Origin of the sequence: Paenibacillus kyungheensis (assembly GCF_028606985.1) — a bacterium.
GTDB lineage: Bacteria > Bacillota > Bacilli > Paenibacillales > Paenibacillaceae > Saccharibacillus > Saccharibacillus kyungheensis.
In genome coordinates this window covers 3,215,789-3,229,912 of the sequence record NZ_CP117416.1, presented here as the reverse complement: position 1 = coordinate 3,229,912, position 14,124 = coordinate 3,215,789, and the positions used below count along the sequence as shown (strand labels likewise).

Sequence of the window (14,124 nt, the reverse complement as noted above, 5' to 3'; positions counted from 1 at the left end):
AAAGTAAATTTGAGCAGAGATCATGCATGATGGAGGGCATACTGATGCAAGCGATTACACCAACAACGAAAGATTCGTTCGATCATATACTAGAACAATTAAAATCAACACTGGAACAACAAGGAAATACGGCTGCTGCGAACAAAGCACAAGATTTAATCCAGAAGCATCGTTCCGAAGAATTGGTGCTTGCTTTTTGTGGGCACTTTTCTGCGGGTAAATCTAGCCTGATGAACTGGTTATGTGGTAAACAGGTATTACCGACCAGTCCTATTCCTACAACAGCAAATATTGCCGCGATTCGTGATGGAGAACCGCGTGCTATTGTACATTTAAATAATCAAGAGCCATCATTTGAAATAGGATTAGATGAATTAGATGAATATTGCAAAAACGGCGGTGAGTACGAATCTGTCGATCTATGGGACGATATTAAGCTTCTAGGCGCTCATGGTGTGTTACTAGATACACCGGGTGTAGATTCGACAGATGCGGCACACGAAGCGGCTACGTACTCTGCTCTGCATCGTGCTGATGTTGTATTTTATGTGATGGATTATAATCATGTTCAATCCGAAACCAATCTTTCTTTTGCCAAAACACTATCAGAACGAGGCAAACCTTTATATTTGATCGTCAATCAAATTGATAAGCATGATGATCTAGAGTTGCCTTTTGCCGACTACCAGCGCGGTGTAGCTCAGTCTTTTGCAGGACGTGGCATTGAGCCAGCAGGTATTCTGTATGTCTCCAGACAGGAACCTCAGCATCGTCATGGTAAGCTAGAACGACTGCGGACAGTGATCGGTGAATTGCTTGTAGAGCGTGAGCCGTTACGGATGTATAGCCTGTCACAAGCGATATGGGAATTAGCAGAAGAACATACCAAATGGCTACAAGCGCAAATGAACCATGAACAAGAGCAGTCTGATACTGAAGATGAACAGCATGATGATATGACTGTAGAACAACTCAATGCTCAATTAGAACAATTTGAACAACAGATCGTTACAGCGCAAAATAAAATCGAAGATTATCGCAAGTCATGGAGCTGGGAAATCGGACGTCTGGTCGATCAAGCGAATATTACGCCTGCACCTGTACGCGATCTCGCTCAACTGTATCTGGAAAGTGAACGACCTGGATTTAAAAAAGGATTTTTCGCTTCAAAAGACAAAACAGCGCAAGAACGTGCGCAACGCAAGTCTACTTTTTTGAACGCTTATCGTGAGCAAGTTGCTGCTAATCTGGATGTTCATGTACGTGGTTTATTGCGTGGATGGAGTCAGGAGCAACAGCTATGGACAGAAGAACAAGAAACATTGTTAACTTCTTCTTTGCCCCAGATCACAGAACGTGATATTGAAGCAGGCGCAGGCTCAGATGTAGCGATATCAGGTGAATATGTACTGAACTATACGCGTGCCTTACGTGAAAAAACAGTAGCTATTTATCGTCGTGCTGCACTGGATGCAATAGAGCGTTTATTTGAGCAATTACAACCCAAAGTAGAAGCCGAACAGCATACATTACAACAAGAACGTGATCAATTATCTGAACGCTATCAATCTTTGATGCATCAACAGCAGTTAGAACAGCAAAAAGAACAAAGCGATCAAGCAGTACGTAAGTTATTGCCTGCACGTGAACAACTTCAAGCACAATGGCTACCTGCTATTCAAGAAGAATCTATAGAAGCTCAATCTGTAGATCAGATCAATGCACCACAGACAGTACAGAAAGAAGCAACAGCAGAACAATCACCAGATGCTTCTATACTCAATAAAAGCGCAAGCAATAATCCAGATGATGTACCAGCATTAGCAAAAGGGAATACAGTATCTTCTCACCGCAAAGAGCGTCTGTTACAAACGGCTGTGCAATTACGTCAAGCGTCCGATATGATTGAACATATTAAAGGATTAAGCCTACCGGCTACCGAATTGCGTCGTCGTGCACATGTTATGGAAAATGGTAAATTCACGCTTGCTTTATTTGGTGCTTTTAGTGCAGGCAAGTCGTCTTTTGCAAATGCTTTGCTAGGAGAAGCGGTTCTTCCTGTTTCGCCGCATCCGATGACAGCTGCTATTACACAGATTATGGCACCTGAAGGTGAGTATGGTCATGGTACAGCACAAGTATTTATGAAAAGCAGAACCGAAATGCAAGAAGATATTAGCGGTGCTTTTCGCTTATTAGGATTGCCTGAGATGACGTTAGAGCAAGATTGGGGTAAACAGATATCTTCGTTATCTCCTGCCCGTATTCATCCATCTGCGCGCGCTCATTATAATTTTGTGATCGCAGCAGCGGCAGGCTGGCAAGAAGCAGAACCTTTGCTTGGACAAGAACTGAAAATAGGGCTGGATCAATTTAGAGGATTTGTATCCGAAGAAACCAAATCTTGTTTTGTCCGCCGTATTGATCTGTATTATCATTGCGAATTAACAGCTCAAGGGATGGTATTGGTAGATACACCGGGAGCCGATTCTGTTAATGCTCGTCATACCGGAGTTACTTTTGAATACATGAAATCAGCAGATGCACTCGTATTTGTTACGTATTATAATCATGCGTTTACTCATGGAGATCGTCAGTTGTTAGAACAATTAGGACGGGTTAAAGGCAGTCTTGCTTTAGACAATATGTTCTTTGTAGTTAATGCTTCTGATCTTGCTTCTTCAGAAGAAGAAAAGAATCAAGTAGTAGAACGTATAGTGCATGAGTTAAATACAACCGGAATTCGCAAACCTAATATCTATGCATTGTCTAGTCGTAGAGCGATTCAAGGAAATGATGAAGGATTCCGACAATTCCAACAGCATTTTACAAGCTTTGCCGATGAGACATTAGCAGGGCTTGCTATTCAAGCCGCTTATGACGAAGTGGAGCGGGTGCGCAAAACGGTACTCACATGGGAAGATGCGGCGAAGCGTGGAGAAGCTTATCGTGTAGAACGGATGCAACAATTGGTGCAAGAACGAGCCGCCGCACATGCCGCCGCTATGCGTATGTTCCAGACTGAACCTGATCGACGAATTCAAGAAGAAAGTGGCGAATTGTTATTCCATGTTCGTCAACGGGTACGCTTGAAGGCGCTAGATTGGATGCCTGAAATCTTTAATCCATCTCTGCTTAATAGTGAATCTCCTGATCTCAAAGCAGATTTTGCCGCTTGTGGACGAGAGCTATTGCGCCGTTTATCAACAGAATTAGAACAAGAAGTGCTAGCGACAACGTTACGTATGGAAAAAGCTTCTGAACGAGTGGTAAGTGAACGATTAGAAGTGTATGGACGTGAAGCAGAAGCGGCAGCCGCAGGTTTGACGTTGTCTAAGCCAGAATTAACGAAATGGCAGACACCCGAATTAGCACAAATGAAAATAGCAGATGTACTGGATTGGAAGTCACTCTGGTCGTTGTTCCGTAATCCTCGCTATTTCTTCGAGCAAGGTGGACGTGAGAAATTCCGTGAAGAAGTATCTGCGCGATTGGATCAGCTGATTGCGACGATGTTGGATGAGCAACGTGAACGTTTGTCACAATATTATATTGTCGGACTAAATGAAAGATTACAAGAAGCAGCTGACGATATGCAGCGTCAAATTGCAGAATGGGTCGAAGGAACAGAAGCATCGTTACAAACAGACGTTAGCGCAGACCGTTGGTCAGCATTAGCGAGTGATTTGTATGAATTAAGTCATCATGTGTCCGCAGAAGATCAAGAAAGAATCAAGCAAGCCTATAATTTGTAAAGTTAGACTATAAAGTCATATCAGAACTAAATAATAAATAAAAAGAGCGCACTGTCAAAAGACATGCGTTCTTTTTTTAACTATATAAAATTTCCTTATTATTATATTTGTGAAAATAAACACAGAATAAAATGCCTAAAACGATAACGCTTTTACCAAATAATTGCATAAACAAGTTTACAAAACTTGACTTCTGTTACGAAATGGTCGTGAACCGTAGTATTTTGTATTATTTCATTAAAATTAACGGTTTATGTCTAAATTATGGCATAAATTTAAGGACATTGACGATAAACGAACATGTATCCGCTTTGCGGGCTTTTGAGGACGGTGGTAAGCTTCATTATGCTAATAATCGACAAGAGAATCAAAGGGGGAGACACATGGACGTTCTCAAGCAATTGCATGACTACTATCGCAGTAAAAGGAGTTATTTGTACCTTTCTATTTTATGTCTTGCAACCGCTACCGCGCTCGGACTGGTATATCCAAATTTACTCAGAATTTTGATTGATGATGTGATTAAGCTGAGGCGATTTGATCAGGTTCCGATGCTAGCACTAGCTATTTTTGGTGTCGCTATTTTGAAAGGAATTATGCAATTTTTACATGGCTTTTTTGGAGGACGTCTTGGTAATTATATTGCATATCGACTTCGCAACGCTTGCTACGAAAAACTACAATTTTTATCCTTCCGTTATTATGATACGGCGAAGACAGGCGATTTAATGTCACGTCTAACAGGTGATCTGGAAGCAATCCGTAACTTTATCGGTTTTGGATTTGCTCAGTTATTGAATGTGTTTATGATGGTTATTTTTGGTTCGATCGTCATGTTTTCAATGAACTGGCAACTGACACTGGTTACACTGATATCGATCCCTTTTCTTGTCTTTGTCGCTCTCAAATTTGAATCCCGTATTCACCCTGCTTTTCAAGAAATGAGACTTGCTCTGGGTTCTTTAACAACAGCGGTTCAAGAAAATATTACAGGTGTACGAACCGTCAAATCTTTTGCTCGTGAGCCTCATGAAGTGGATAAATTTGCTGTTCGTAATGAACGCTATCGTACCAATCAGATTCATGCAGCAACTCTATGGAGTCGTTACTTTCCGGTGATGGAATTACTGGCTTCGGTCTGTATAGTGATTTTGCTTGGATTTGGCGGAACATTAGTGATTAACGGTTCGCTTACACTCGGAGAATTGGTCGCTTTCTTTACACTGATCTGGTATATTATCGGGCCCATGTGGGGACTGGGATTTCATATTAATAACTACACACAATCCAAAGCCTCTACCGAACGAATTTTAGAAATATTGTATCAGCGCGTAGATGTCAAAGATAAAGATACTATCAGTCATATGAACATCCATGAAGTGAAAGGTCATGTTACATTTGAACATATGACATTTACTTATGGTAATCAATTGCCTGCTGTTATAGATATTAATTTGGATGCGCCTCCAGGCTCGGTTATTGGCTTATTAGGTGGAACAGGTTCAGGTAAATCAACGATTATTCAGTTACTGATGCGCGCATACAATGTGAGTGAAGGAAGTATCAAATTAGACGGAGTAGATATCCGAGATATTCGAATTGAAGATTTGCGTTCTCAGATTGCTTCGGTATTTCAAGAGACATTCTTATTCTCTTCTACGCTTAAAAATAATATCGCTTATGGCATGAACGAAGTAACAATGGAGGATATTATTCGTGTGTCCAAGCTTGCCAAAGCACACGATTTTATTATGGAGCTCCCTCAAGGATACGATACGCTTGTAGGAGAACGAGGTATGGGATTATCCGGTGGACAAAAACAGCGGATTGCTATCGCTCGTGCATTACTTAAAAATCCCAAAATTCTTATTCTTGATGATGCAACCAGCGCAGTAGATATGGAGACAGAGCACGAGATCCAATCTGGATTTCAGGAAGTAATGAAAGGCAGAACCACCTTTATTATTGCTCACCGTATTTCTTCTTTACGACATGCCGATGAGATTCTAGTGCTAGAAGAAGGACGGGTAGTACAACGTGGTAAGCATGAACAATTAATCGATGTACCTGGCGCATATCAAGATATTTATCGTGTTCAGTATGCAGATCATATCGAACGGCTTCAAGCAGCAGACGATCTGTATCTCTCTCATGATGAGCATCAAAGAGATGTCCCTAGTGATACACATAGTGAGCAGGTGAGAACATATGAGTAATATTTCAGCCAAAGAATCGTTGAAAGAACAACAAAAGCAATCATCTTCATCTATAACACGTGTTGAAGATCGATTTGTCTATCAAGATGATGAGCTGATTGATAAAGCCTTTAACTGGTCACAATTTGCTCGATTATTTGGTTATATTAAGCCTTATGCCAAGCAACTATTACCTTTTATTATCTTAATGATGGTGCTAGGTACAGTCACGAAGTTAGCTGTTCCTTACATTACAGGGGTAGCGATTGACAAAGCTATTCAACCAGCTACAGGTGCTCCTAGTCTAACCTTACTCTATGGTCTCACCGCATTAGCATTGGGATTATACCTGATTCAATGGGCAGCCAATGCCTACCGGATCAAATATACAAATATTATTGGACAGCGCGTGATCTACGATCTTCGTTCCGATCTGTTCAGTCATATTCAGCGCTTATCGTTTTCCTTTTTTGATAAACGTCCTGCGGGTTCTGTGTTGGTAAGGGTTACGAATGATGTGAACTCTTTGCAAGATTTATTTACTAACGGTGCAGTTAACGTCATGATCGACTGTGTACAATTGCTCGGTATCGTCGTTATTTTGATGTTGATCAATTGGAAATTAGGACTGGCAGTCATGCTAACCGTACCGTTAATGTTCTTCGTATCTACCAAGCTACGCAAAATTATTCGTTTATCATGGCAAGAAGTAAGGATGAAAAACTCACGTATCAATTCGCATTTGAACGAATCGATTCAAGGTATTCGTGTTACACAAGCATATACACAGGAAAAAGAAAATATGAAATACTTTGATAATATGAACGCTTCTAGTAAAAAATCGTGGGACAAAGCATCTGCGCTTAACCAATCGTTTGGGCCATTGATAGAGATTACCGGTGGACTGGGATCGATGATTTTGTTCTGGTATGGAGCGACTTTGATAGCGAGCGGCGAGATTATGATCGGTACACTCGTTGCTTTTGCCAGCTATGTAGGGAACTTCTGGGACCCGATTAACCGTCTGGGCAACATGTACAATCAATTGCTTGTAGCGATGGCATCGTCTGAACGTATTTTTGAATTTATGGATGAACAGCCTTCAGTCGCTGATAAGCCTGGTGCACAACCGATACCACGTATCAACGGAGATATTGTTTTTGACAAAGTCACTTTTGAATATGTAGCCAATCGTCCTGCACTACGCGAGATTGATCTACATGTTACGGCAGGACAATCTATTGCACTTGTTGGACATACCGGTTCAGGTAAATCGACGATTATTAATCTGATTAGTCGATTCTATGATATTAAAAGCGGTACGATTAAGATCGATGGGTATGATATCCGCGATGTGACGCTGGAAAGTCTACGTGGACAGATCAGTATTGTGCTTCAAGACACGTTTATTTTCTCAGGCACGATTAGAGATAATATTCGATTCGGACGACTGGATGCAACCGATGAAGAAGTGGAAAATGCAGCCAGAGCAGTACATGCTCATGCGTATATCGAGAAGCTTCCTAAAGGATATGATACAGAAGTCGAAGAACGTGGAAATGTGCTCTCTATGGGACAACGCCAACTGTTATCATTTGCCCGCGCATTACTTGCTGATCCAAGAATTTTGATTTTGGATGAAGCGACAGCCAGCATTGATACCGAGACAGAGTTACGTATTCAGGAAGCGCTAAAAGTACTGCTTCAAGGACGAACTTCTTTTATCGTAGCTCACCGTCTATCTACGATCCGTCATGCTGATCATATTGTTGTTTTGGATCATGGTCAGATCAAAGAAGAAGGAACACATGCAGAATTGATTCAAAAACAGGGAATTTATAATGGATTAATCGAAGCGCAATTCCGCTTTTTGTGACAATTTTCGACTTAAATAAGCTTTGAAACCACGAATTATACGAGAATTGTCAAAAAATTTAGGTAAAGTGACTTGCAATCTTGCTCATTAGGTAAGAGAATAGAAAGTGTCATCACATTGTAAAGTTTAAAAGGAAATTCGTCGGAAATTTTACAATGTGCTAGCAAATGTTGAATGGTAACAGATTCAATACGCAAAATGACGTAAGCAGTACCATGTAGGTTGCAGTGCAAAACATGTGTATAAGGGAGTGCTGTCTATCATGTGGGGGGCCCCAAATTCTCGTCAAGCGAAACGGATGTTGATGCTTGGGAGTGGAGAACTTGGCAAGGAAGTAGTGATCGAAGCTCAGCGGCTCGGTATTGAATGTATTGCTGTTGACCGCTATCCGGATGCACCTGCGATGCAGGTTGCTCATCGTTCTTATGTGATTGATATGCTCGATGGCGACAAGCTAAGAGAAGTCATTATCAGTGAACAACCGGATTACATTGTACCTGAGATTGAAGCGATTGCGACAGATGTACTGGTAGAACTAGAGCAAGAAGGCTACAATGTAGTGCCTACCGCAGTTGCAGCCCAATTAACGATGGATCGTGAGGGGATACGCCGTCTGGCATCCGAGACACTTGGATTGCCTACTGCTGCGTACCGATTCGCTGATAATTTGGAGCAACTGAAAGAGGCTGTTGCAGTACTTGGAACACCCTGCGTAGTAAAGCCGCTTATGAGCTCGTCTGGCAAAGGGCAGAGCGTATGTCGTACACCTGAAGATGCTTCGGCATGTTGGGATGCGGCGCTTGAAGGAGCAAGAGGCAAATCAGTTCGTGTTATTGTAGAAGCTTTTGTTCATTTTGAAAGTGAGATTACACTGCTTACGGTGCGTTGTGCCTCTGGAACGTTGTTTTGTCCGCCAATCGGTCATATTCAACGCGATGGAGACTATGTGGAGTCGTGGCAACCGCACCCAATGACTGCATCACAGCTAGAAGAAGCGCAACGTATTGCTGCAACCATTACAGAACGTCTGGGTGGATACGGATTGTTCGGTGTCGAACTCTTTTTAACCCCGGATGGTGTTGTATTTAGCGAAGTGTCGCCAAGACCGCATGATACAGGAATGGTTACAATGATTACTCAAGATTTATCAGAGTTTGCTCTGCATGTGCGAGCGATTCTTGGTTTTGAGATTCCGAGTATTCACTTGTTAACCCCTGGTGCATCAGCGACACTCAAAGCAACACAAGCTTCCAAAGATTTTGTCGTTGGCGGAATAGATGAAGCATTGAAGTTACCTCGTACGCAAGTACGTGTATTCGGTAAGCCGGAGACCAAGCCGGGTCGCCGAATGGCTGTAGCTCTCAGTGCGGATGAAAGTGTGGAAATCGCGCGGAAGCGAGCCGTGCAAGCGGCAGCTCTGCTAAAAGAGGAGTATGTACATGTCGACTAGTGTATTAATGCCTGTTGCAGAAGTCCGTAAATTCGAAAGTAAAGATGTTCAAGCTCTAACTGCTTTAATGCGTGAACTTCGTTATCCGATGACGGAAAGTGTACTGCGCGACCGGATGGAAGCGCTGGAAGGCAAACCGCAATTTTTGACTCTTGTTGCAGAACGTGAAGGACAGGTCGTCGGTATGATCGCTATGTACCGTGAGACTTCATATGAGACAGGACAACAGACTTCACAAATTACAGGTCTAATCATTTCTGCGAATTATCGTGGTCAAGGTATTGGACGTGAATTGATTGCTCAAGCTGAAAAGCAAGCAAATGAAGCTGGAGATCACTCTGTCTATGTAACAGGAATGAACCGTGACGAACGTCTATCCTCATGCTCTTTTTATCAACATATGGGCTATGAGAAGATCGGATGCCGGTACATTAAAAAAATGTAATTCCGCTATACACAGCCACACCTTTCGAAAAGGCATCAGAGCTATCTCTGGTGCCTTTTTGCTTTGGAATTTGGAGCAAAGTTGGAAATGAAATACCATTAGATGGTAAAATACATGGTGATTCTGAATCTAAAGGAGGAACACCATTGAACAATAAACGTACCTTATTCAAGCGTATCACCTCAACTGCTGCCGCAGCAGTCCTTGTAGCCGTAACGATAGCAGCTCCTGCCCAAGCTGCTACGTACCATGTGAAATCAACTTCTAAACCTTTATATGCCAGTCAGAGCGCTACAGCCGATACCTCTGCATTTGCAGACCAAGTCGTAGAGCTAGTGAATCAGGAACGTGCCAAAGTAGGTCTCAAAGCGTTATCTGTAGACAGCAAGCTCCAAACGATGGCACAGGATAAAGCAATCGATATGTTCAAAAATAATTATTTTGATCACACATCACCAACGTACGGAACCCCTTTTGAAATGATGAAAACCTATGGGATCAGTTATCGTGCCGCTGGGGAGAATATCGCCAAAGGACAGACTTCTCCTGCTCAAGTTATGAAGTCATGGATGAACAGCTCCGGTCACAAAGCCAACATTCTTAGTTCCAATTTTACTGCCATAGGCGTAGGATACCAGAATGGAGTATGGGTACAGGACTTTATAGGAAAATAAAATCAGACAAAAGTAAAATTAAAGAACAGTATAGTGATTTTTGAGTGATAAGATTTAAAAAGAAATACCCAAATACCTGTTTCCTTTCTTTTTGAGAAGGAAGCAGGTATTTTTATATACTTATAAGAAGTATAATCGTTACATAACGATAGTGATTAGGGTAAAGAAGAGTACATTATCGTCATGTAGCAACACATAGAGGAGACAACAAGCGATGAAAACGATCAAATATTGTACAAAAAATGAAAAATTAGGTACAAAGCAAGTATATAAAGCACTTAAAAAAGAGTTCCCCGATATCAAACAAAAACAAAAAAGTTGCTTGAGTGAATGTAAATCCTGTCGTAAACAACCGATCGCTTTAGTAGGTAAAAAAACGCTTATATGCGAAGAAACGCCTGAACTATTGTATGCCAAATTGGTCGAAATGATTCATGCTTCGGATGATAAAAAAGGGAAAAAAGAAAAAAAGAAAGCAAAACAATAATATTAAAATGTAAATAAGTAGATATGAAGAAGGTGGTAGATCAATCTCAACCATCTTCTTTTTGCTATATTTATTATTAAAATCGATGTGATAGTTTCTAACTGTTTGGAAGTTGCGTACGTACTGTATATAATAGATAGATAACCTATCTTAATAATGAACCGCGAGTCATCATACCAAGTGGCAGATGTTGTTCATATTTTCAGCACAGGAGGACAAATTATGAAATCATCCAAATCGTCAGTGCGTATCTGGCGAATCACAGGTATCTCATCTATTATAGCCACGATTGTATTGATTGGCGGCTTTATTTATGCGATTTCTGATGTATTACATCCTGTAGGTAGCACGTATACAGGTACGGCATCTACAGATCCTGTCACAAGTGAAACAGCGACATCCACCGCTAATGCAGACGGTTCTTTTCGGGTGACAGTGTTGGGCGATTCGCTTGCTAAAGGTACAGGAGACGATGATGGTAGCGGATTTGCTCGTCGTACTGTAGATTTACTGCAAAAAGACGGCAAAGATGCTAAATTAATCGCTAATCTAGGCATTAACGGACAAAAAACAGCATCGGTTTTATCTTCACTAGAACAACCGGGTGTACAACATGTTTTGCAACAATCGAATATGATTTTTGTATCGATCGGTGCTAATGATTTATTTAACGCCGGTGAAGCACTAGGTAATAATCAGCAACAAGCACCAACCCAACAACAACTACTAGCTAATCTTCCCAAAGCAAGTAAAACACTACAACAAATATTAGAGCGGATCGCTAAAATTAATCCAGATGCTCATATTTTGTACCTCGGACTGTATAATCCATTTTCTGATTTACCTGAACTGCGTGTACCCGGTAATGAAGCGGTTACCACGTGGAATACGACAGCAATGACTATTATTAATAGTCAATCTAATATGTCGCTGATTCCTACCTTTGATCTATTTCAGCAAAATATAAATAAATATTTATCTTCTGATCATTTCCATCCTAATGGTACAGGTTATGAACAAATTGCAGAACGTGTCGTCCAAAGTATCGAATAATGATTGATAGCGTATATGGAAATGAGAGAGGAGCTAGACCATGATCGATTCGAAGTCTACAGTTACCCATTCGGAGTCTACATCATCTCAAGAAGAGATTGTATTATCTGTGCAACATGTCAAAAAGAAAATCGGCAAAAAGTGGATTATCAAAGACGTTACTTTCGAAGTCAAAGCAGGTGAAATTTTTGGCTTTTTAGGACCCAATGGTGCAGGTAAAACAACGACTATTCGAATGTTAGTCAATTTAATTCGTCCGACTGAAGGAACAATAAATATTTGTGGCTACGATGTCACCAAGCAACCGGAAAAAGCATTAGCTTATGTCGGTTCAATCGTTGAAAATCCTGAAATGTATCCCTATCTGACAGGCTGGGAAAACCTGGAGCATTTTGCACGTATGCAGCCAGGAGTTGATGAGAAACGGATTCAAGAAGTGACTGAAATCGTTCGTCTGGATGAGCGTATTCACGATAAAGTAAGCAAGTACTCACTAGGGATGCGTCAACGGCTCGGCATTGCTCAAGCGTTGTTAGGTCGCCCTAGATTGCTTATTTTGGATGAACCAACCAATGGACTTGATCCTAAAGGGATTCGAGATATGCGTATTTTTATTCGTGAATTAGCAGCGCAAGGTATGGCTGTATTTGTATCCAGTCATTTATTAAGTGAGATCCAACTGCTTTGTGATCGGGTAGCGATTGTAGGGCGGGGAAGCGTGATTGCTGTAGGTGGAGTAACTGAACTGGTAGAAGATACACAGCATCTGGTGATTTGGGAACTAGAGCCTCAGATGCAAGGAGAACAGATTCTACAATCTATTCCTTCTATTCAAGTGCTTGATTTAGAAAGTTCTAATATCGATAACGATACAGCCGCTTCGCTTCGAACGAACTCCATTATCACAGCGACACCGGAAGAAGACATCTCGACAACGATAGCGACTCTTGTGCAAGCAGGGGTTCAGATTCATAATGTACGCAAACTTAGCCCGACGCTGGAACAACTATTTCTGGGCGTGACAGAAGGTGAATTTATTGAATAGTATATGGCCATTGGTACAGAATGAGACAATCAAAATCATTAAGAAAAAAAGATTTTATGTCGTGCTATTGGTTTTATTGGTACTGGTACCGATGTTTACTTATGCACAGATGCGTCAAGCTCAGGAGAATCGTACAAAGTTTGGTGAAGACTGGCGTGTGGAATTACAGCAAGCGATCACCGATAATCAGAATTCTTTAGGTAGTGATCGTGTACCCGAAGAATGGAAAAAGTATCGTCGTGTGTTTGTACAACAGATGCAATATTATTTAGAAAATGATGTGAATCCAAATGAACCAGGCGGAGTTACATTTACGCGTGAGTTTTTGGACAATTCCAGTAGTTTATTTATCCCACTGCTGATTATGACCATCGCTTCTGACCTTGTATCCGCTGAACGAACAGGCGGAACGATTAAAATGTTGCTGACAAGGCCGATTCGCAGGTGGAAAGTATTATTGAGTAAATTGATTACGCTGACGATGTTTGTCTCGCTGATTGTCGTCTGTACCTTTATTATTTCCTATGTGATCTCAGGTGCAGCATTTGGCTATAGTGGATTTAATATTCCTGTATTTACCGGATTCCAGCCAAGCGATACCGGAACCGATATGAGTACAGTACATGCTGTAGCACAATGGCAATTTATTTTGATGCAAATGGGACTGATCTGGTTTGTCGGTTTGACAGTTGGGTTACTTGCCTTTATGGTATCTGTGTTGGTGCGTAGTACCGCAGCCAGTATTGTGATTATGATGGCTTCGTTGATCGCAGGAACGATATTGACCAATATGGCGGCTTCTTGGAGCACAGCTAAGTATTTATTTATGGTCAATCTAGGATTAACAAATTACCTGTCAGGTAGCCCGGCACCAATAGAAGGAATGACTTTGCCATTCTCATTAGGAGTATTAGCTGTATGGGCATTCGTATCTGTTATTATTTCGTTTGCTGTTTTTACAAAAAGAGATGTACTCAATTAAAAAGTATGTTTTTTATGCCTGCTAATCTTATTTAGGATCAGCAGGCAAGTTTATTTACAAAAGATCATCCATGCTAATATAATGGGAAATCGTAGAATAATGCTAGAAGTATCTTTACGAAATGAAAAGATTAGATTACACTTAAAAGATAAATGGAAACAT

At 41.1% G+C, this 14,124-nt stretch carries 10 protein-coding genes; all 10 read left to right on the top strand.

Annotation, left to right across the window (positions count from 1 at the left end):
- Positions 1-44: 44 nt before the first annotated feature.
- The 10 genes from PQ456_RS13765 to PQ456_RS13720 all read left to right on the top strand — a co-directional run bounded on the left by PQ456_RS13765 (position 45) and on the right by PQ456_RS13720 (position 13,962).
- Positions 45-3,755 carry a dynamin family protein gene (locus tag PQ456_RS13765; protein WP_273612808.1) on the top strand — a complete coding sequence of 1,237 codons (3,711 nt, stop codon included), beginning with the start codon at positions 45-47 and terminating at the stop codon, positions 3,753-3,755.
- 383 nt (positions 3,756-4,138) lie between these two features.
- Entirely contained in the window at positions 4,139-5,971 is a 1,833-nt protein-coding gene (locus PQ456_RS13760; protein WP_273612807.1) for an ABC transporter ATP-binding protein, read from the top strand.
- Entirely contained in the window at positions 5,964-7,826 is a 1,863-nt protein-coding gene (locus tag PQ456_RS13755; RefSeq protein WP_273612806.1) for an ABC transporter ATP-binding protein, read from the top strand. Before PQ456_RS13760 ends, PQ456_RS13755 begins: the two co-directional genes overlap by 8 nt.
- Positions 7,827-8,088: 262 nt before the next feature.
- A complete protein-coding gene (gene purT / locus PQ456_RS13750) occupies positions 8,089-9,276 on the top strand; it encodes a formate-dependent phosphoribosylglycinamide formyltransferase (RefSeq protein ID WP_273612805.1) in 1,188 nt (395 codons plus the stop codon).
- Positions 9,266-9,721 carry a GNAT family N-acetyltransferase gene (locus PQ456_RS13745; protein ID WP_161594173.1) on the top strand — a complete coding sequence of 152 codons (456 nt, stop codon included), beginning with the start codon at positions 9,266-9,268 and terminating at the stop codon, positions 9,719-9,721. The genes purT and PQ456_RS13745 overlap by 11 nt, the downstream gene beginning before the upstream one ends.
- A gap of 146 nt (positions 9,722-9,867) precedes the next feature.
- The gene (locus tag PQ456_RS13740; protein ID WP_373461969.1) at positions 9,868-10,395 is read left to right on the top strand and encodes a CAP domain-containing protein; all 528 of its coding nucleotides are present in this window, start codon (positions 9,868-9,870) and stop codon (positions 10,393-10,395) included.
- Positions 10,396-10,609: 214 nt separating this feature from the next.
- Complete coding sequence (locus PQ456_RS13735; RefSeq protein WP_273612804.1) at positions 10,610-10,882, top strand: DUF1450 domain-containing protein; 273 nt, start codon at positions 10,610-10,612, stop codon at positions 10,880-10,882.
- Positions 10,883-11,104: 222 nt separating this feature from the next.
- Positions 11,105-11,935 carry a GDSL-type esterase/lipase family protein gene (locus PQ456_RS13730; RefSeq protein ID WP_273612803.1) on the top strand — a complete coding sequence of 277 codons (831 nt, stop codon included), beginning with the start codon at positions 11,105-11,107 and terminating at the stop codon, positions 11,933-11,935.
- 40 nt (positions 11,936-11,975) lie between these two features.
- Entirely contained in the window at positions 11,976-12,980 is a 1,005-nt protein-coding gene (locus tag PQ456_RS13725) for an ABC transporter ATP-binding protein (protein WP_273612802.1), read from the top strand.
- Positions 12,973-13,962 (top strand): ABC transporter permease, encoded by a 990-nt coding sequence (locus tag PQ456_RS13720; protein WP_273612801.1) that lies wholly within the window; start codon positions 12,973-12,975, stop codon positions 13,960-13,962. Before PQ456_RS13725 ends, PQ456_RS13720 begins: the two co-directional genes overlap by 8 nt.
- Positions 13,963-14,124 lie beyond the last annotated feature (162 nt).